The organism is Tessaracoccus flavus (assembly GCF_001997295.1).
Classification (GTDB): Bacteria; Actinomycetota; Actinomycetes; order Propionibacteriales; family Propionibacteriaceae; genus Arachnia; species Arachnia flava.
The window spans coordinates 12,362-31,275 of record NZ_CP019605.1; the positions used below are offsets into that span (position 1 = coordinate 12,362).

Genomic DNA, 18,914 nt, shown 5'->3' on the forward strand with positions numbered 1-18,914 from the left:
GACTAGGCTGAGGCGATGATCACTGACGCCGACCGCCGTTTCCTCAGCCGCGCCGTCGAGCTGGCCGAACTCGCGCTCTCCCGCGGTGACGAGCCCTTCGGCTCCGTCCTGGTCTCGGCCGCCGGTGAGGTGCTGTTCGAGGACCACAACCACGTCGCGGCCGGCGACCACACGCAGCACCCCGAGTTCGCCATCGCGCGGTGGGCTGCCGAAAACCTGACGCCCGATGAGCGAGCCGCGGCCACTGTCTACACCTCGGGTGAGCACTGCCCGATGTGCTCGGCCGCCCACGGCTGGGTCGGCCTCGGGCGAATCGTCTACGCCTCGTCGTCGGCGCAGCTCAGCCAGTGGTTGCGGGACCTCGGCTGCCCCGACGCCCCGGTGGCGGCCCTGCCGATCCAGCAGGTGGTCCCAGCAGCGGTGGTCGACGGCCCTGACCCCGAGCTGGCCGAGCGTGTCCACGCCCTCCACGCGCGGCGGACCGGGGGCAGATGAGCCCAACCTCAGGGGGCTCCGGAGGTGGACTGTCGCCCTGGTGCCAACCGAAAACGCAGAACGCCAATGGCCATCCGGTGACGCCGACGAGACTCAGCGACGCCCGCGAGATATCACGGGCAAGGCTGAGTCTCGTCGGCGTTCGTGCTTGTCAGTTGGCATTCCCGCTGTCGCGTTGGCGTTTGCTCTTCTCGGTTGGCGTTCGGTCGTGATGGTTGGCGTCACCCGATCCCGGTCAACTCCCCGAGTTCGGTAGGCCAGGGGGGATCACCGGCGGCGTCGGGGACGGTACGGGCGTCGGGGACGGCGTTGGCGTGGGCGTGGCCGGCGGGGGCGTCGGCTCTGGATCGCTGGGACCCGGCCCGACGTCCTCGATCGTGAAGTGACCCTCTGCCTGACATTCATCGCCGATCCCGTCGGCGTCGGCGTCCTGTTGCGTCGGGTTCGAGACGTCGGGGCAGTTGTCGAACTCGTCGGGGATCTCGTCGCCGTCGCGCGTGATGTTCAGGCGCGTGCTCCCGACGGACTGCTGCGAGCGTTCATCCGTGACCCGCACCCCCACGAACCCTCGGATCTCCTCGTCGTAGCGGTGGGTGACGGTCGGGGCGCTGGTGGTGGCGTCGTACTCGCCGTCGCCGTCGAAGTCCCATTCGTAACTCGTGATCGAGGCCCCAGTGGCGTGGCTTCCCCGGGCGTCGAGCACGAGTTCGGACCCGACCTTCGCCACGTACGGACCCTGCAGCCAGGCGAAGGGCTTGTCGAGCACCTCCGTGACGGCCTCGACGAACAGGTCGGGGATTTCACCGGAGTCGCCGGCCGTGAAGACCTTGCCGCCGGATTCCTCCACGAGGGCCGTGAGGTTGGCGTCGGCAGCCCGGGATGTGTCCACGACGTAGATCTGGACGGGATCGACGGCGTACGCCTTGTCGGCCACCTGCTGCCAGGTCAGGTTCGTGACCGGTTCCGGATCCTTAGGCGGCGCGTCGCCGAGCACCAGGAGCGTCTTGCGCACTCCGGGGCGCCACTGCAGGCTCAGGCCGGCGTCGATTCCGGAGTAGACCGACTCGGGTCCATCCCCGCCGTGGCCCAGCTCGAGCGCGTCCAGACCCGCGCGCAGGACGGACGTCTCCGAGGTGAAGTCCACCTCGACGCGCGACGGGTAGTCTCCGGAGCTTCCACCGGCCGACGGGTGGTCCTGGTAGGTGACCAGCGCGAACCGGGCCGTGCCGGAGCGCTCGCGGATGTCCTCCACGATCGTGGCCACGTTCGTCCTCACCGACGCGATGTCGTCCCGCATCGAGCCGGTGGTGTCGATGGCGAAGACCACGTCAATGTCGGAGCTGCTGCCGCCGATGAGCGGTGCGTTCTCGGTCAATCCCGACGTCTGGACAAGCTTGGCCAACTCGCGGTGGCCGATGCGGTTCGGGTGGAAGAAGTACTCGGGCGTGAAGGACCGCGAACTCGAGGTCTCCTCGCCTTCCTCCGCGTCGCCGTTGGTTTCCAGGAACTCGTTCAGCCAGCGCTGGGGGTTGGCCCGACGAAGGACCGGGTCGGGCTCGTGACCGGCGAAGGCCGTGGTGACATCGTCGATGTAGACGACGCGGCCACCCCAGGCTTCGTTGAGTCGATCGACCAGCTCTCGCTGGAGGCCCACCGCCTTCAAGCCGAGGTCGCGGACGGCCTTGGACGCGTCGTAGGACTCGCCGTCGTCCTCCAACACGTAGGCGGGGGCGGTGGCCAGCAGCGGGTATCCCATCAGCACCACCTGTGAGGTGGGGCGGCCCGTCATCCGGTCACGCAGGAGAGCGTTGATCGTCGCCTCGACCGTGGCCATCGTGGTGCCCAGCTGGTCATCGGCGGCCTCGACCGCTGTGCGGCAGGCCTCCAGGGACGCGCCGTCGGTGATGGTCCAGATGCGCGGGGCGAAACAGCCCTCGACGATCGTGGCGAAGTTCACGTCGTTGCCGCCGATGGTCATGAGGACCAGGTCGGTCTGGGCACCGACGAATTCGGCCTGGGGCTTGAGGGTGAGCTGGCACTCGTAGGTGTAGCGGCGGCCGAGGAAGCCGCCGTCGCCGATGTTGTAGTCCACGGACTCGATGTCGTCGCTCGTCCCTGCGCCGCACGCGTCGGCGCTCTCGAGCTTGGCGAGGGCGTCCTCCGCGGACTCTGCGAACAGCGACTTCTTGTCCTGGCGGTCGAGCACGCGCGAATTCAGGATGTTGTCGGTGACACCCCCCGAGCAGGCGCGGTTGTCGTAGGTGGCACTGATGCCGAGCTCGTTGACCCACGTGGTGAAGTGCTGCCCCCAGTTGAGCGTGCTGCGGAGGCACTGGGGTGGGCCGTAGTAGGACCCGGCGCCGTTGCCGGCGCTGAACGAGTCGCCGAGCTGCACTATGGACAGCTTGTTGGTGACCGGTGTTGGTTGCGATGTGGCCGTGGGGATCGTCGCGGAGCTGAAGGCAACTGCGGCGACGGACATCAGGGCGAGGGTCTTCTTCATTGAGGACTCCAGTCAGGGGGCTTCGACGACGGTGAGGGTGAGACGTAGCTCTTCGGCAGCGCGGTCCAGCGAGATGCTGCAGGTGCGGCGCGGCTCCTCCTTGTAGCCCTGCCACACCATGAGGTCCTGGTTCAGGGGTGTGGCTTCCGCCCAACCGGAGGCCCCCGCCTCCTCGACGGCGGCCGCGAGGATCGCATCGGGGTCGGAGCCGACGGCGAAGGTGCGGGTGACCTCCGCGTAGCGGGGCTTGCCGAGGGCTGTCCGGTAGCCGTGCTCGTCGGCGCTCAGCAGGCGCAGGCCCAGGAGTGCCTCATCCGCCATCGGATCGTCTGTGAGGATGGGTAGTTGCGACATGTCGTCGGACTCCTGACAGGCGGTGAGCGCCGAGCCGATCGCGGCCATGAGCACAAGGCGTCGTGGCAGGGCTCTGCGCGGCGTCGCAACGCACCCCCCAGTCATGGTCGAGACCATACTTCACGACCCCGGGCCCGAGAGTCGATCCGGCGAAAATCGTCGACGAAGGATGACTGAGCCGGGTTCGACGGCCTGCGCTCGCTGCCTAGGATGAGGCCATGTCCCGCAGTCATCGAGCAGCCGTCGTCGCGTGCCTAGGCGGAGCGGGCGCGCTGGCGCTGTTGCCGGACCTCGCCCATCGGTGGGCGTCCGCGCAGTCGTACGGGGACCGGGCGACCGAGGGCGGCACGGAGGCGATCCTCGTGCTGGGCTGCCCGAGCCGCGACGACGGGTCGCTCCACCCGCTGCAACGTTGGCGGTGTGGCATCGCGGCCAGGACGATGAACCCGAGAGTTCACCGGGTGGTGTTCACGGGCAGGACCGGGGATCGTGAGGTCACCGAGGCCGCCGTCATGGCCGGGTACGCGCAGACGCTCGGGATCCCCGACCACGTGATCGTGCTGGAGGAGGAGGCGCGCAGCACCTGGGAGAACCTGCAGTATTCCGCTCCGCTCGTCGAGGAGTTCGACGTCGTGCGGATCGTCTCGGACCCGATGCACGGCTGGCGGGCGCGCCAGTTCCTGGCCCGGCAGCGCCCCGACCTCGCCGCCAAACTCGCCCCCGCCCGCGACCACCGCTGGTTGGAGCGGCCGGTGCTCAAGACAGGGACGTTCGTCTACGAGGTGATCGCCCGTTACCGGGAGCGGAGGGCCCCACGCCTCCCCGTCGAATAGGTAGGAGCCCGCTCGAATCGAGCGCTCTAGACTCGTCCCATGAGCGAGCTGACGGTGGACCCGGGCCCCGGGATCCCGGACGGTCTCGTCATCCCCGGCGGTGAGCTGACCGAGCGCTTCGCCCGCGCGTCGGGTCCTGGCGGGCAGGGCGTCAACACCACCGACAGCAAGGTGCAGCTCTCGTTCGATATCGCCACCTCGTCGGTGCTGAGCGACGCGCAGCGACGTCGCGCGCTGCACCGACTCCGCCACCGACTGGCCGGCTCGGTGCTGACCGTCGAGTCGTCGGAGCAACGGTCGCAGTTTCAGAATCGTTCGGCCGCCCGCCAGCGGCTGGCCGCGATCCTCCGCGAGGCGCTGGCCCCTCCGCCGCCGAAGCGTCGGGCGACGAGACCCACGCGGGGATCCGTGGAGCGGCGGCTGAGCTCGAAGCGGAAGCGTGCGGAGACGAAGGCAGCGCGCCGTCGCCCCGGCGATTCGGCGTAGCGTTGGGCCATGACCACGCCAGCTCTCGAGGCCGTCCTCGGCGACATCACCACTCAGCGGGTGGACGCCATCGTCAATGCCGCCAACTCGAGCCTGCTCGGAGGCGGAGGCGTCGATGGCGCCATCCATCGCGCGGCCGGGCCCGGACTGGTGGCCGACTGTCGTCAACTCCGCATGACCGAGCTGCCGGATGGTCTGCCGACGGGGGAGGCCGTCGCGACCGACGCGCACCGCTTGCCCGCGCGCTGGGTGATCCACACCGTGGGGCCCAACCGGCACGCCGGGCAGAGCGACCCCGCGTTGCTCGCGGCCTGTTTCCGCAATTCGTTGACGCTCGCGTCCAGCCTGGGCGCTCGGAGCATTGCGTTGCCTGCGGTCAGCGCGGGCATCTACGGATGGGATGCGGACGAGGTGGCCCAGGTCGCCGTCGACGCGGTGCGATCAACCGAGGCCCCCGGGGTGGAGCTGGTTCGATTCGTGCTGTTTTCCGCGCGTCTGCTGGATGCCTTCAAGACTGCCCTCGCGCCCACCGCAGACTGATCTCAGCACCAGACACGGGGGCACTTACCCTCTGAGATTGCGCTCGGCGCCACCCCTGAGCGGGTGGTCACGCTGAGACCCCCCATCGAGCGTAAGTGTGGAGGGTTGAGGGCGACTATCCCCCTGCACTTCTCGCCTCAGTTGGCGTGTGGCTTCGTGGCCCGGCGTAGGCTGACGGCAGGAGGTTCGCGATGAGCGTCAAGAAGAAGTTTGAGAATCTGCCCGGGTGGCTGAAGGCCATCATGGCGGTCGGGGGCACGGCGGATGTGGTCCTGCGGGTGGTGGCGATGATCGACATCATCAAGCGCGACGCCACCGAGATCAACGGTCCCAAGAAGGTGTGGATTCCCGCCCTGAGCGCAGTGTCCTCGATGGGGATCCTCCCTGCCGCGTACTTCCGGTGGGGACGACGCAAGTACTGAGCCTGATCCGCGCGGGGTCAGAGCACCGACTCGATCGCCCGCACGCCCAGAGCGGGACCTCCGGCCGACGCGAACGACTGCCTCAGCCTCTCCAGGCCTGACCTGTCGCCGTGACGGGCGGTGTCCGCTGCCGCGCGCACTGCTTCGACGGTGAACTCACGCCTGGGCAGCACCACGCCAGCGCCGAGTTCGGCGAGCCGGTAGGCGTTGAAGAACTGGTCGGCGCCCATGGGCGTCAGCACCGGCGGCACCCCCAGCGAGACGGCGTCGGTCGCCGTGCCGAACCCGCCGTGTGTGAAGCAGACATCGGCGCGTTCAAGGATCTCCGTCTGCGGCACGAACGACCGAGCGATCACGTTCTCCGGCACCTCGCCGAGCCGGGCGAGTCCCTCGCGGCTGCCGGTTGTGAGCACCACGAGCGCGTCGGTGCCGGCGAAGGCGTCGGCGAGGGTGCGGAAGAAGGGCGTCCACGTGTTGAAGACGGTGCCCAACGTGCCGTAGATGACAGGACCGTCGTGGCCCCGCACCCGCTCGATGGGGAACTCCGGATCGGGACGTCGTTGCGTGGGTGTCGGCCCGAGGAAGACCCCGCCGGGGAAGTCGTCCGGGTACGGCTGGTACTCGCGGGTGGCGACGGTGAGGTTGAGGGACGACGAGCGCATGCCCAGCAGGTCGATGATGTCGCCGACATCGGTCCCGAAGACGGCCGCGCCTGCGCCCGCCCCCGCCACCCGACGCAGGGCTGGGGTCCGCAGAAGGCGCCGGACTGGGGCGGGCAGCCCGACGGCGATGTCGGCGAAGTGGCGGGCGGTCCGGTCGTTCTGGAAGAACACGGGGCTCGCGAAAATCACCGGCCGGTCAACGGCCCGCTCAACCTCCGTCAGGTGCGGCTGCATGCCGGTGCCGATCAGTGCGTCGTAGCGGGGGCCGAGGGTGATCATGGCGGCGGCCATGTCGGCGAAGAGCCGGCGTCCGTACCGGATCAGTTGCCGCGGTTCGGTCAGTGCGCCGTCGAGGTAGAACCCGAAGGGCAGCAGGGTCGCGCCGGCGCGCTCGACCCCTCCCCGGAAAGCCTCCCCCTGCAGGACATCGACGTGGTGTCCGCCATCGACCAGGGCGCGGATGAGGGGGAGCGAGGGGTTGGCGAGGCCGAAGGCGGGCAGACCAGCCACGAGGATGCGTGCCATGCGTCCACGATAGGCCCGCGACCGTATTCCTGCCGGGTGCCCTCGGATTCACGGGGCCAGGCGGAGGGCAACGAGTTCTGCGTCGTCTAGCGACCCACGGGACCGATCGGTGCGTCGGCCCTACGGGCGACGAGGAGATAGTCGCCGGCAAGGTCGTGCCACGGTCGGTCCCAACACACGAAGACGTCCTGAGTGAGGCGCCCCACTTCGCCGAGGAGCCGACCGACGTCCCAGGCGAGCGGGGTATAGCGCACGCCGCTGTCGATGTTGGCCACGTTGACGACGAGGTGCCCCTCCGGGGAGAGCAGGCCAAGGCACTGGGCCAGGATGCTGCGCAGGTCGCGCAGGTAGTCAGCGTAGGAACTGGCGCCCCGGTATCCCGACAGCGGATCTTCGGAGCCGTCGTCCGAGGCCATGTACGGCGGCGACGTCAGCACCAGATCGAACGGGCCCTCCACGAGTCGAGTGAGGCGCCGAGCGTCGCCCTGGACGACGAGCGATGACGGGGCTGCAGCGGCGGCCGCAGCGCACCGCTCCGGCAGGAGTTCGACGCCCACCGCGCGCCGACCCATCGCCTCGGCCACCCGAAGCGTGGTCCCGAATCCCGCGAACGGATCGAGCACTCTGTCGTCGGGCTGGGTCAGGTCCTCCAGCACGGCGGCGACGAGTGCGCGGGAGAAGTGCACGTCCTCATCGGCTGACGGGTGTCGCTCGGCCACGACGGTGTCATGCTCGACGAAGAGGTAAGGGCGAAGTCGCACTCCTGCATCGTAGGCCCCTGCTCACGGACGCCCAGCGCAGTTACTTGCCCAAAGTGAATTGCATCTGAGGCAAGTGTTCGGATAGGTTGCGGTCCATGGAACCTCACTCCCCGGAACACGCCTCCGCCATGCTCGACCAATTGCGCGACGATCGCGTCCGCCTGAACGCCATGACCGAGACCCCGTGGTGGGTGCCCATCGCTCTCGGCCTCATCACCGGCGTGTGGGTCGCCTCGCCAGCCGTCGGGGACCGAACCGTGGGCTACACCATGGCGCTGGTCAGCGTCGCGGTGCTCGTCCTCCTCGCGAGGAGGCAGATGGGCGTCAAACTCAGGATTTCTGGAGCATCCGTGTGGGTGCTCGCGGTGATCTGGCTGGCCATCACTTTGACCGCGTACTCCGTGGCCCTGGGACTGATCTCTCTCCAGCTGACCGCGTGGGTGGCAGTTCCCGCCCTCGCGGCGGCGGCGGTCACCGTCGGGATGGCGCGCTCCATCGACCGCCGAGCCCGTGCCGCGGCGGCGTCGTGACTCAGGTCGAGGCTCGTTTCGATGAGCTGATCCATTTCCCCGCCCGGCTCCGGGTGTGCGGGCTGTTGCGCAACGTCGACGCTCTGGCGTTCCGCGTGCTTGAGGAGGCACTGCAGCTTCCCGCCCCGCAGGTGTCGCGGCACCTCAAGGCTCTGAGCGAAGCCGGCTACGTGACAGTGTCCAAGACCGCCTCCTCGGAGCGCTCTGATGCCCGACGGGTGGCGTGGGTGTGCCTGACACCCGCGGGCCGTCAGGCGCTCGATGGACACATGGCCGCCCTCGAACAGATCGTCGGCGGGTCTGCTGCTGCCCACGATGGATCGTCGGGGTAGGTAGCATCAAGCCGTGACCGGGATGATCCTTTCCACCAACGTCGCCGTCTCCCAGCGCGACCCGGGTGGCGCCGACAGGGTGAGCGGCATCGACAAGCGACCCCAACCGTTCATCGACGTCCGCGCCCCAGGTCCGTCCTACGGTGACGGCTCGGGCGTCGACGGTGACACCGTCGGCGATTCCGCGCATCACGGGGGCGCCCAGAAGGCGGTGTATGCCTACGCCCGCGAGGAACTCGACTACTGGCAGGCCGAACTGGGCAGGGAACTGCCCAACGGCAGCTTCGGGGAGAACCTCACGACGGTGGGCCTGGACCTGGCCGCGATGCTGGTCAACCAGCGCCTCCACATCGGCACCGCCGTCCTCGAGATCTCCATCGTCCGGCAGCCGTGCCGGACGTTCGCGGCCTGGTTGGGGGAGCGTGGGTGGGTCAAGCGCTTCTCGCAGCGCGGGCGGTGCGGAGCCTATCTGCGGGTGATTGCGCCAGGCAGGATCACGGCGGGTGACGTCATCGAGGTGGTTGGCCGACCCGAGCACGACATCGACATGCTGACGGCCTTCCGTGCGGCGCAAGGCGACAAGGAGGCCGCGCGCAGCGTCGTCGCGGCGAATTGCCTGCCTCCCCTCTACCACCGGCGCCTGGTCAAACTCGTCGACTGACCCGCGCCACGGCAACAAAAGGGCCCCCGGGCGGCAGTGCCGCCCGGGGGCCGTCGAATCGCTTTCGTCAATAGGCCTGGGCCCGGTGCGATGCACCGGGCCCAGGAATGTGGTCGATCAGTTCGCTTTGAACATCACGATGTTGTTGACCACCCACTTGTTCTCCTGGGTGAAGTCGTACCTACCGGTCTTCTCGGACTTGACCGCGTTGTACACGGTGGTCCAGCGGTAGGTGCGGCAGCCGTTGCCGCCGGTGGCGGGGGTGTCGCACTCGGTGCGCCACTTGGTTCCGTCAGCGGCGGTCCACTGACCGTTGTGGCCCAGCGGGTTGGTGGCCCACTGTGCCCTGGTCATGTAGGGCAGGTAGGTCAGGTTGTTGAACGCCCAGCCCCGTTCGATGGTGAACGTGTTGCCGGTGCGCTTAACCACGGAGGCCCAGATTTCGGTGCGGCACCTCTGGGTCTGCGAGTAGGTCTCGCAGGTGGTCGACCACTGACGGCCGTTGATGGTGTGCAGTCCGGGCTTGGTGTAGGGCGCGGTGGGCACGAACACCGGGGTGGTCGGCTCGCTCGGCGTGGGCGTGGGCGTGGGCGTCGGCGTGACTACCTGGACCTCGTAGGCGCCGGCGTCGGCCGCCGCTCCGGAGGGCCTCGGGAGGCCACGCTGATCCTCGCTGAGGTCCGACTCGCCTGCCGCGTTGAGGGCGGGGCTAGCAGCAATCAGCGCGTGGGTGAGCGTCGGCCCGCCGTTGTCGGCAAGAGGCTCGAGGCCGGCATCATCGGTGACGACATCGGACTCGGCCGGCTTGCAGGTGTCATCCTGCAGGACGTTGCCTCCACCGGAGGTGGCGACCACAGTGCCTCCGCTCGCGTACAGCTCACACGCGTAACCGGGGTTTCCGGCCACGATGCTGTTGCTGAGATCGAGAGTCGGACGCGTGTCGGTCCACGTGCCGAGGAAGATCGCCGACGGTGCGGCGTCGGGTCCACGGTTGTCGGTGATCGTCGAATGGTCGATCACCAGCGCGGCGTCCGTGTGGAAGATGGCTCCGCCGTGCCACCCGGCAGCGGAGTTACCGCTGATCGTCGAGTTGACGATGCTCAGATCGCCGGCGGTGCGGATGGCGCCACCGGTGTCGTTGCTGGAGTTGCCGCTGATCGTCGAGTTGACGATCGTCGTGGTGGAGCCGAGGAAGCCGTAGATTCCACCGCCGGACCAGTCGGCATGGTTGTCGGCCACAGTGCTGTCGACGAGGGTCAGCGTGCCGCCCTCACCGGTGTAGATGCCACCGCCTCCCTGCCAGAAGTCGCCGTTGTCGGTGGTCATCGTGTTGCCGTGCACGGCGACGGTGTCGAGGGTCAGCGCCCCGTTGTTCAGGATGCCGCCGCCCAACTGGTACGCCTGCCCGTCGGTGACGGCCAGGTTGTGGATCGTCACCTCGCCGTTGGCCTCGACGATGAACACGCGGTCCCGGTCCGTGCCGCTGACGGTCACGTCGGAGGCGTCGGACGCATCCACGGTGAGTGCCTTGTTGAACACGATGGGACCGGACGTGAGGCGGATCGTTTCCCCTGCGAGCGCATCGTCGAACGTGATGGTCGATCCTGCGCAGGCGGAGTTCACCGCGGCACGCAGCGAGCCCGCCCCGCTGTCGGAGGCTGTCGTCACCACGGGGTTGTCCGCGCAGGACAGCTTCAGCTGGTCGAGCATGATCGGCGCGCCCTGACCAGCGTCGAAGCGGATGGCGCTGATCGCGGTGCGATCCAGCGCGCCTTCTCCCTCGAAGCTGGCGAAGGGCACGGTGACCAGCTGCCACCCGGCGGCCGAGTCGGTGAACGATGCGGTGTAGTCGTTGTCGACGGTGGTGGGCTGGTAGACCCGGACGTAGTCGAACAACGTCGACGCCGGCAGCTCGAGGTCCGGATCGATGGTGCCGCCGAAGTTGCCACCGATGGCCACGTTCATGAGCAGGAAGAACGGGTCGTTGTAGACCCATTCCTTGCCCTCGAGGAACGGGTCGTCCGGCGTGGCCGTGAAGAAGGGCTCACCGTCGAACAGCCACGTGATGCGATCAGGCATCCAGTCGATGGCGTACGTGTGGAACTCGCCCGCGACGGGGGCGCCGGTGTCGACCCAGCGGCCGTAGCTCTGGCCACCCGAGTAGCCGGGGCCGTGCAACGTGCCGAAGATCTCGTTGGGCAGGCGCCCCACGTGCTCCATGACGTCGATCTCGCCCGACTGCGGCCAGGCGACCTCGTCGATATCGGTGTCAAGCATCCAGAACGCCGGCCACAGACCGCCACCAGTGGGCACTTCGACGCGGGCTTCGATGCGGCCGTACTGCACTTCGTAGCGATCCTGCGTGATCAGGCGCGCGGAGGTGTACTCGCAGGATCCGTAGTAGCAGAGGTACTCCCCGCCGTCGGCGCGCCGCACGGTGATGGCCAGGTTGCCGTCGCCGTCCATAGCGACGTTCTCGGGATCGAAGGTGTAGTACTGGCGCTCGTCATTACCCCAGCCCGGAATGCCCTTGACGGTGCCGTCGCCGATCTCGGGGCGCCACAGGTCGGTGTTGGGGAGGGTGCCGGCGGCGCCGTCGAACTCGTCAGACCAGACGAGCGGCCAGTCGGCCGGCTCCTGGTTGGTGAACGCCGAGTTGGTCAGCGTGACGTCGACCTCGCTGCCGTCGCCGCGGCCGTAGTACCAGAACTGCATGGTCTCGGAGGAACTCCAGTCCTGGGCGCCAGCGAATTTGCGCCCGAACGTGGCGTCGCCAGAGGCGCGCAGCACGCCCTCGGCGGCGGTCTGGCCGGGCTGGGCGTCGGCGTCGTCGGGCTGCAGCACGACGCGCTCGATGTCGCCGCTCTCGGCCGACCACAGGAACGGCTCTGATTCGAAGTCCTCGATCAGGGTCGGGTCGACGCTCTCGTCATCGGTGATGAGGACGCGCGCCACCGGAGGCTGACCGATGCCGAGACCCTCCAGGAAGTCGAACAGCTCCACCTGGAACGCCCGGTCCCCCTGATGCTTGGCGTCGTCAAGCGTTGCCACTGAGAAGGTCTTCTGGGTCTCCCCGGGAGCGAAGATCAGCCGCCCCTCGACGGGGGTGTAATCCTCATCCGCTACCGCGTAGCCGATGCTGGTGCGGTAGGACACGCCAACCTCAGTATCGGCTGGCTTGCTCAGCCGAACCGTGATCGTGGCCGACTGGCCCTCGACCACCGAGTAGTTGATCGCGGAGAAGCCGGCGGTGAGGGCCCGCTCCGGGGCCTCGCCGTACACGGTGACGTCGTCGACGTAGTACGTCTGGGGCGCATCCGTGGTGATCGAGCCGAGTGCCCAGCCGTGGATCTCGGTGAGACCGAAGCCGTCATTTGGAGCGCCGTTGCCGATGTCCTTGCGGGACATGCTGGCGAACGGGAACTCCTTCAGCTGCCACCCGGTGAAGTCGTCGACGAAGGCCACGCTGAATCGCTCAGCGTCGTCGCGGTCGCCGGCCGGGTCGGTGCGGTTGTCGAGGACATCGACGAACAGGCTCGTGCCCGAGTTGTTGCCATACATCCAGAAGGAGATGCCCTCGTAGGCGCTCCAGTCCTCAGGCACCCACTGGTCCGCGGTCTCGTTGGTGAGGCTGTGGGTGAAGCCGGCGTACGAGACGACGTCGACGACGAGTTGGGCGACCGTGTTGGCCGCCGCAGCGCCGGGCACAGGAGCCGGCGGGGCATCGGTCGTCGTGAGGCTGACGGTGCTGTTCGGGTCCTGGAATGTGTTGTAGCCGACGGCCACCGAGCCGTCCTGCCCCTGGGGGAGCCCGGACTCGAAGTCTTCGACGACTATGGGCGGCGGCGGTGCAGCCGATGCCATGGGAACGACGATCAGGGAGAGGCCCAGCGCGATCGCTAAACCCTTCCCGACCATCTTTGTACGGTCAATCATTGCGGGATTCCTTTCCGGGGGGCAGCTGTGACCCCCATATGGGCACCGCTTCGCCGGCGAGGCGATGCGGTGTAGGTGAAGGCGCCGAAGGCGACAGCCGCCCCCGCTATCAGGGCAGATGGGCTGAAGGGTTGACCGTTGAGAGACATCGCGATCAGAAAGGCGGTCATGACAATCAATACCAAACCCCATAGTGCAGTGAGCACCACCAGCGGTATCGCCCAGCGCGAGCGCGGTTGCTTCGGCATGTTCGCACCGTAGCCGGTGGTCACGGGAGCGTCGCCGGCTGGGTTAACCCAGGCTCGGGCGGGATCGGGAAGTGGATCGTTGATCCACCGCCCGGTGATCGGGTCGAACCGCTCTTCCGCGGGCGGCATTACGCGTTCCATGGGCCCAGTCTGACAGCGGGCCAGCCCTCTCGGACCCTGCAGCTGGGAACACCCCGCCCGTCGGAGTGGGTCCATGCCGCGAAACCAGATCGGGCTCCGGAGCCAAACGACCCGATGTCTGCCGACACCGCTTCCCACGAGGTGAGGCTCGGACCTGAGGAGCTGAGTGCGCTCACGGCCCGACGGAGGGCTGCACAGCCAAGGATGCAAACCACGCAGTGACAGCGACCAGCGAAAGCAGACCTGGGGCCACCGTGGGCCACAGTCGCTTGGCGACGTCATGGGCTCCAGCGGGTGGCTCCGGTTTCGCAGAAGCTGGTGCGGACTGCCGGGCCTTTGAGGCAGGCGGCGTCGACCAGGGCGCGATCGCCGATGGGCTCGTGAAGGGAAACGGTCATCTGGACGCTGTCGTTGCCCTGGCAGTTCTGGGGCTCGTTGCCAGGGAGCGGTTCGGCGTCGACCTGGATGATGATGTCGTCGATGCCGAGTGAGACAACTGGCTGGGCGATCGCCCCGGTCATCCCGCTGGAGCATTCTGCGCGAGTGACCTCGATAGTGACGGTCGTCGACGTGGCGGTCACGCGCTCGGAGTCGGCGAGAGTCCAGGTCGCGGCTGCGCCCACCTGGGGCGGGATCGTCACGGTGACATCGGGGATCGCGCTAAAAGCCGTACGCGCCTCATGATCCGGGACAGGACTGGCCTGGGGATCGGGATCTGGCTTTCGATCGGGCGCAGTACGTAGGTCTGATCAACCAGCTCCTTGATGCCGATTGGTCACACGGACTTCCGAAGGTGTAGGCGCTGCTGCGGGCATCCGACTGACACGACGGCACGCTCGCTGGGCTCCGAACCGGTCGGCCGTGGGACTGCCGAACATCCGTACATGCCGCACCTGGTGCGTCAGGCGACCTTGCTTGCGTAGCGCTGGCGGGCGGCCTCTCCGCTGGTGCCGACGAAGGCGCCGATCGCTGACCATGGCATGCCGGCTTCGCGGGCTGTGCGGATGGCGTCAATCACGTGGCGCTCGGCTTCGGATCGCTCCGCGACCGCTGCTCGGAGCAGGGCTACTGCACCGGCGTCGAGTTCGTCGTCTGGATTGGGTTCGTAGGACTCGAAGCGCGCCGCCAGCTCGTCGGCGTGCTGCAGGATCTCGTCAACAGTGCGTGGCATGGTCATCACCTCAGGAACTTCTCGCGGGCTTTCATTGCGTGGACGATGACGTGCACTTGATCGCCATCGACATAGCCGACCTCCAAGAAGATCGCGGACTGGTTGGGACCCACGATCATGGTGAACCCGTCGCCGAGATCCCAGATCCGGACCGGGTTGCGGTAGGCGTGGAGGATCTCATGTTCACCCAGGCCATGCTTGAGGGCGGACGGGGCGATGACTGGATCCTCCATCGATCCAAGGTAACTTGCGAACATGAGCGGGTCAAGTGTGGGGAACATCCAGGAGGCCGCGGATCCGGTTGGAGACGCGGTTGACTTCGCCTGCGAGTTCCCCGAGCTCGTCGAGGCCATCATCGAGAACTTCCCGGACCACTCGGCCATCGACGGCGAGATCATCATGATCGACCCGGAGTCGGGCGACCGCCTCAACTTCGACGCGCTGCAGCAGCGCATCCACCCTGCCGAGTCGCGCATCAAGAAGCTCAGCGCCGCGATGCCCGCGAGCTTCGTCGCGTTCGACCTGCTGGCGCTCGGCCAGACCAACTACGTCAATGCGGCCAAGACGGTGGCGAGCAACAACGGCTCGCTGGCCTCCAACGGATCTGAGTATTATCGGCGAACCTGCGCCGCAGCACGGGTCATCTCAATGTCGCTGCAGGCCGTGGTAGCTGACCTGGGTGGCAGGGTGGCTGGTGACGCGGCCAACGCCCTGTCCCAGCAGTTGGACCAGGCCCGTTCTTCCTCGACCGTCCTGAGCCCGGGAAGTTGGCCGACTGGCACGCAGGGAGGCGCTGCTGGGCCGGACAACATGAACACGGTTTCGAACCCTCAGAATGTTGACACTTCTTCTGCGACCACGGGGCCCACCGACACGACGGGGGTCAACTACTGATGGCTAGGATTTCTGCATGAGCCCGAAGCGAATCGTCGTCGCGGCCGCGCTGTCCCTCCTGACGGCGTGTTCGCCCACCGCAGACCCGAGCGAGTCCGTCAGCGAGAGCGCCCAGCCCACCACGGTGTCCCCGTCGGCGTCGGCCTCGCCCGCGTCGTCGGCGAGCGCATCGACGTCCGACTACGACTGGGGCGCGATGCCGCCGAGGGGCTTCGACACGGCGCCGGCACTGACCGGCTCCCTCCCCGCACAGGTGGGGGAGTGGGCCGGCGAGCCCCGGGTGTCGGACTTCGGCACCGTCATCGACTACAAGTCGGGCACCAAGTCCGTCGAGGCCGACTGGTGGGAGCAGGGCCAGTCCACGTACAAGCAGGCCGTGGAGGAGATGACGGACGCCGCGTACGTGGGCGAGAACACCTGCGGCACCGTCGACGAACTGTTCAGCGTCTGCATCCGGGTGCTGGCCAACGGTGCGTACAAGGCCCAGACGCTCGACCTCACGGTCGACGAACTGGCGACGCTGACCGACGAACTCATCGCGGCGGCTGTCTCCGGATAGCGCCTGTGCCATCGTTGGACAAACGAAGAAGGCAGGCGATGAACGACAGGTACGTCCTCTCGATCGATCAGGGCACGACGAGCACGCGCGCGATCGTGTTCGACCGCGGCGGCCAGGTGGTCGCTGCCGGGTAGAAGGAACACGAGCAGGTCTTCCCGCGCGCCGGGTGGGTCGAGCACGACCCGATGGAGATCTGGCAGGCGGTCCAGGACGTCGTCGGCGAGGCGCTCGCGAAGGCCGACATCGGCGCCGATGCGTTGGAGGCCGTGGGCGTCACCAACCAGCGTGAGACCACCGTCGTGTGGGACCGGACCACCGGCGAGCCGGTCTACAACGCCATCGTCTGGCAGGACACGCGCACCGCGCAGATCGTGGAGGCGCTGGGCGGCGACGAGGGCCAGGACCGGTACAAGAGCCGGGTCGGCCTTCCGCTGGCCACCTACTTCTGCGGCCCGAAGGTGAAGTGGATCCTCGACAACGTCGACGGCGCCCGCGAGCGCGCCGAGGCGGGCGAGTTGGTCATGGGCACCATCGACACGTGGGTGGTGTGGCACCTGAACGGTGGCGTCGCTGGTGACGCAGCGGGCGCGCTGTCGGCCCAGTTGGATCAGGCACGTTCGTCGTCGACCGTCCTCAGTCCGGGCGCCTGGCCCACGGGCACCGATTCAGGGGGTCACCGCCCCGAGAACATGAATACCGTGTCGCGGCCGCAGAACGTGGACACGTCGTCCACCTCGACGGGTCCTGTGGCCCGACGACGGCTACACCAAGCGCGACCTCGCGGACTACCTGGTGGCAGTCTCGGAGCCGTTCCTGCGCCTCGGCGGCGACCGGCCCATGACGCTCCAGAGGTTCCCCGAGGGGATCGACGGCGAGGAGTTCTTCTCGAAGCGGCCCCCGCGTGGTGCGCCGTCGTTCCTCCGCACGGTGACCTGCACCTACCCGTCGAGACGCCGGCACGATCAACTCGTCTTCGACGAGCCGGCGGCACTGGCCTGGGCGGCGCAGATGGGCACCATCACCTTCCATCCCTGGCCCGTGCGCACCGCTGACCTGGACAACCCCGACGAGCTGCGCATCGATCTGGACCCGCAGCCCGGCCGCGACTTCCGCGATGCCGTCACCGCCGCCCTCGCGCTGCGCGACGTGATGGCGGAGGCCGGGCTGAAGGCCTACGCGAAGACCTCCGGCAACCGCGGCATCCACGTCTATGCGCGCATCAAGCCCACGCACGAGTTTCAGGACGTGCGCCACGGCGTCATCGGGATCGCACGCGAGTTGGAACGCCGCATGCCGGAACTGGTGACCTCCGCGTGGTGGAAGGAGGAGCGCGGGGAGCGGGTCTTCGTTGACTTCAATCAGGCCAACCGCGACCGCACCATCGCGGCTGCCTACTCGCCGCGGCCGCTGCCGGGCGCCCCGGTGTCGACGCCGCTCACTTGGGATGAGCTACCCGACGCCGACCCCCGCGAGTTCACCGTCGCCACCGTGCCCGGCATCCTCGCCAAGCGCGCGTGCGCCTGGGCCGACATCGACGACCACGCGGGCGACGTCGCCGGCGCGCTCAAGCTCTGGGAGGCGGACCTCGAGCGTGGCCTCGGCGAACTGAACTTCCCGCCCGACTACCCGAAGATGCCCGGGGAGCCGCCCCGGGTGCCGCCGTCGAAGCGCAAGGCCGACCGGGCTGACGACGAGTACCTCGCACCCAAGGCCGAGCGCGACGCCGAGTGGGGCACCGCCATCGCCCCGCCGTACGGGCCGATGCTGGCCAAGCCGGTCAAGAAGCTCCCCGAGGGCGAGTACCTCTACGAGCCCAAGTGGGACGGGTTCCGCTCGATCATCTGGCGCTCGGGAGACATGGTGGAGATCGGATCGCGCAACTCGCGCCCGATGACGCGCTATTTCCCCGAGCTCGTCGAGGCCATCATCGAGAACTTCCCGGACCACTCGGCCATCGACGGCGAGATCATCATGATCGACCCGGAGTCGGGCGACCGCCTCAACTTCGACGCGCTGCAGCAGCGCATCCACCCTGCCGAGTCGCGCATCAAGAAGCTCAGCGCCGCGATGCCCGCGAGCTTCGTCGCGTTCGACCTGCTGGCGCTCGGCCAGACCAACTACGTCGAGAAGCCGTTCCGCGAGCGGCGCGCCGCGTTGGTGGAGGCGCTGAAGGACGCCGAGCCGCCGATCCACCTCACCAAGGCCACCGACGACCCGGCCGAGGCCGAGCGGTGGTTCGAGCAGTTCGAGGGGGCGGGGCTCGACGGCATCATCGCCAAGCCGCTCGACGAGCCGTACGTCGAGGACAAGCGCGTCATGTTCAAGCTCAAGCACGAGCGGACCGCAGACTGCGTCGTCGCCGGGTATCGGCTCTACAAGGACGAGAAGGACGCCATCGGCTCGCTGCTGCTCGGGCTCTACACCGAGGACGGCCAGCTCAACTCTGTGGGCGTGATCGGCGCCCTCCCGATGGCGCGCCGCAAGGAGTTGTTCGAGGAGCTCCAGCCGCTGGTGACCACGTTCGAGGGACACCCGTGGGCCTGGGCGCAGCCGGAGGAGGTGACGCCCGACAACCGCGACCAGTCCTTCCCGCGCACCCCGACGGCGGCCGCCCACTCGCGCTGGAACGCGAAGAAGGACCTGTCGTTCACCCCGCTGAAGCCGGAGCGCGTCGTGGAGGTGCGCTACGACCACATGGAGGGCGACCGATTCCGGCACACGGCCCAGTGGGTGGGGTGGCGCGAGGACCGCGACCCAGAGTCCTGCACCTACGAGCAGCTCGAGGAGCCGGTGAGCTACGACTTGGGATCAGTCCTGGGGTGACCTGACCGTTCTCCTAGACTCGACCCGTCGCCGGAAGG

20 protein-coding genes and 1 pseudogene are annotated in these 18,914 nt (G+C 68.1%); 12 read left to right on the plus strand and 9 right to left on the minus strand.

Translation table 11 applies throughout. The features are described from left to right. The first annotated feature begins 15 nt into the window (after positions 1-15). Positions 16-495: a nucleoside deaminase gene (locus tag RPIT_RS00075; protein WP_077339312.1), complete on the plus strand. Its 480-nt coding sequence runs from the start codon at positions 16-18 to the stop codon at positions 493-495. Positions 496-730: 235 nt separating this feature from the next. Here the strand turns inward: RPIT_RS00075 and RPIT_RS00080 are convergent, their stop codons facing one another. Both RPIT_RS00080 and RPIT_RS00085 read right to left on the minus strand, forming a co-directional pair. Continuing rightward, on the minus strand, positions 731-2,998 hold the full coding sequence (locus tag RPIT_RS00080; protein WP_077339314.1) for a VWA domain-containing protein: 2,268 nt from the start codon (positions 2,996-2,998) through the stop codon (positions 731-733). Between the two features lie 12 nt (positions 2,999-3,010). Then, positions 3,011-3,457 (minus strand): hypothetical protein, encoded by a 447-nt coding sequence (locus RPIT_RS00085; protein WP_143028275.1) that lies wholly within the window; start codon positions 3,455-3,457, stop codon positions 3,011-3,013. 113 nt (positions 3,458-3,570) lie between these two features. Between RPIT_RS00085 and RPIT_RS00090 the strand changes: the two genes are divergently transcribed. From RPIT_RS00090 to RPIT_RS00105, 4 genes are all read left to right on the plus strand, one after another. Then, complete coding sequence (locus tag RPIT_RS00090; protein ID WP_077339318.1) at positions 3,571-4,185, plus strand: YdcF family protein; 615 nt, start codon at positions 3,571-3,573, stop codon at positions 4,183-4,185. A gap of 39 nt (positions 4,186-4,224) precedes the next feature. Continuing rightward, positions 4,225-4,671 (plus strand): alternative ribosome rescue aminoacyl-tRNA hydrolase ArfB, encoded by a 447-nt coding sequence (gene arfB, locus RPIT_RS00095; RefSeq protein WP_077339320.1) that lies wholly within the window; start codon positions 4,225-4,227, stop codon positions 4,669-4,671. A 9-nt stretch (positions 4,672-4,680) separates the two neighbouring features. Next, positions 4,681-5,211 carry an O-acetyl-ADP-ribose deacetylase gene (locus RPIT_RS00100; RefSeq protein ID WP_077339322.1) on the plus strand — a complete coding sequence of 177 codons (531 nt, stop codon included), beginning with the start codon at positions 4,681-4,683 and terminating at the stop codon, positions 5,209-5,211. A gap of 191 nt (positions 5,212-5,402) precedes the next feature. After that, the gene (locus RPIT_RS00105; RefSeq protein ID WP_077339324.1) at positions 5,403-5,633 is read left to right on the plus strand and encodes a hypothetical protein; all 231 of its coding nucleotides are present in this window, start codon (positions 5,403-5,405) and stop codon (positions 5,631-5,633) included. A gap of 17 nt (positions 5,634-5,650) precedes the next feature. On the opposite strand, the gene RPIT_RS00110 is transcribed toward RPIT_RS00105, so the two are convergent. Continuing rightward, positions 5,651-6,820, minus strand: coding sequence for a nucleotide disphospho-sugar-binding domain-containing protein (locus RPIT_RS00110; RefSeq protein ID WP_077339326.1), 1,170 nt, complete (start codon positions 6,818-6,820; stop codon positions 5,651-5,653). Between the two features lie 86 nt (positions 6,821-6,906). Next, complete coding sequence (locus RPIT_RS00115) at positions 6,907-7,581, minus strand: TRM11 family SAM-dependent methyltransferase (RefSeq protein WP_077339328.1); 675 nt, start codon at positions 7,579-7,581, stop codon at positions 6,907-6,909. Between the two features lie 95 nt (positions 7,582-7,676). Here RPIT_RS00115 and RPIT_RS00120 point away from each other — a divergent pair, with 95 nt between their 5' ends. The 3 genes from RPIT_RS00120 to RPIT_RS00130 are packed head-to-tail and all read left to right on the plus strand — an operon-like array spanning position 7,677 to position 9,104. Continuing rightward, complete coding sequence (locus RPIT_RS00120; protein ID WP_077339331.1) at positions 7,677-8,111, plus strand: hypothetical protein; 435 nt, start codon at positions 7,677-7,679, stop codon at positions 8,109-8,111. Continuing rightward, the gene (locus RPIT_RS00125; protein WP_077339333.1) at positions 8,108-8,443 is read left to right on the plus strand and encodes a transcriptional regulator; all 336 of its coding nucleotides are present in this window, start codon (positions 8,108-8,110) and stop codon (positions 8,441-8,443) included. The genes RPIT_RS00120 and RPIT_RS00125 overlap by 4 nt, the downstream gene beginning before the upstream one ends. A gap of 22 nt (positions 8,444-8,465) precedes the next feature. Continuing rightward, positions 8,466-9,104 (plus strand): MOSC domain-containing protein, encoded by a 639-nt coding sequence (locus tag RPIT_RS00130; protein WP_077344132.1) that lies wholly within the window; start codon positions 8,466-8,468, stop codon positions 9,102-9,104. 117 nt (positions 9,105-9,221) lie between these two features. Here the strand turns inward: RPIT_RS00130 and RPIT_RS00135 are convergent, their stop codons facing one another. The 5 genes from RPIT_RS00135 to RPIT_RS00150 form a co-directional block, all read right to left on the minus strand. Beyond that, positions 9,222-13,040: a family 16 glycosylhydrolase gene (locus RPIT_RS00135; RefSeq protein WP_162274447.1), complete on the minus strand. Its 3,819-nt coding sequence runs from the start codon at positions 13,038-13,040 to the stop codon at positions 9,222-9,224. Beyond that, a complete protein-coding gene (locus RPIT_RS15160; RefSeq protein ID WP_162274448.1) occupies positions 13,037-13,429 on the minus strand; it encodes a hypothetical protein in 393 nt (130 codons plus the stop codon). The genes RPIT_RS00135 and RPIT_RS15160 overlap by 4 nt, the downstream gene beginning before the upstream one ends. Before the next feature lie 278 nt (positions 13,430-13,707). Beyond that, positions 13,708-14,070, minus strand: a complete 363-nt coding sequence (locus RPIT_RS00140) for a hypothetical protein (RefSeq protein WP_077339337.1) — start codon at positions 14,068-14,070, stop codon at positions 13,708-13,710. Positions 14,071-14,330: 260 nt separating this feature from the next. Beyond that, the gene (locus tag RPIT_RS00145; protein WP_226996284.1) at positions 14,331-14,600 is read right to left on the minus strand and encodes a hypothetical protein; all 270 of its coding nucleotides are present in this window, start codon (positions 14,598-14,600) and stop codon (positions 14,331-14,333) included. Between the two features lie 5 nt (positions 14,601-14,605). Next, the gene (locus tag RPIT_RS00150) at positions 14,606-14,833 is read right to left on the minus strand and encodes a hypothetical protein (RefSeq protein WP_040284067.1); all 228 of its coding nucleotides are present in this window, start codon (positions 14,831-14,833) and stop codon (positions 14,606-14,608) included. 22 nt (positions 14,834-14,855) lie between these two features. On the opposite strand from RPIT_RS00150, the gene RPIT_RS00155 reads away from it, so the two are divergent. From RPIT_RS00155 to RPIT_RS00170, 4 genes and pseudogenes are all read left to right on the plus strand, one after another. Continuing rightward, positions 14,856-15,494, plus strand: a complete 639-nt coding sequence (locus tag RPIT_RS00155) for an ATP-dependent DNA ligase (protein WP_077339339.1) — start codon at positions 14,856-14,858, stop codon at positions 15,492-15,494. A 16-nt stretch (positions 15,495-15,510) separates the two neighbouring features. Then, a complete protein-coding gene (locus RPIT_RS00160; protein ID WP_077339341.1) occupies positions 15,511-16,053 on the plus strand; it encodes a hypothetical protein in 543 nt (180 codons plus the stop codon). Between the two features lie 14 nt (positions 16,054-16,067). Further along, a pseudogene (locus RPIT_RS00165) lies at positions 16,068-16,628 on the plus strand (FGGY family carbohydrate kinase); the annotation flags it as partial. Positions 16,629-16,845: 217 nt separating this feature from the next. Beyond that, positions 16,846-18,876, plus strand: a complete 2,031-nt coding sequence (locus RPIT_RS00170; RefSeq protein ID WP_237267836.1) for an ATP-dependent DNA ligase — start codon at positions 16,846-16,848, stop codon at positions 18,874-18,876. Positions 18,877-18,914: the final 38 nt, after the last annotated feature.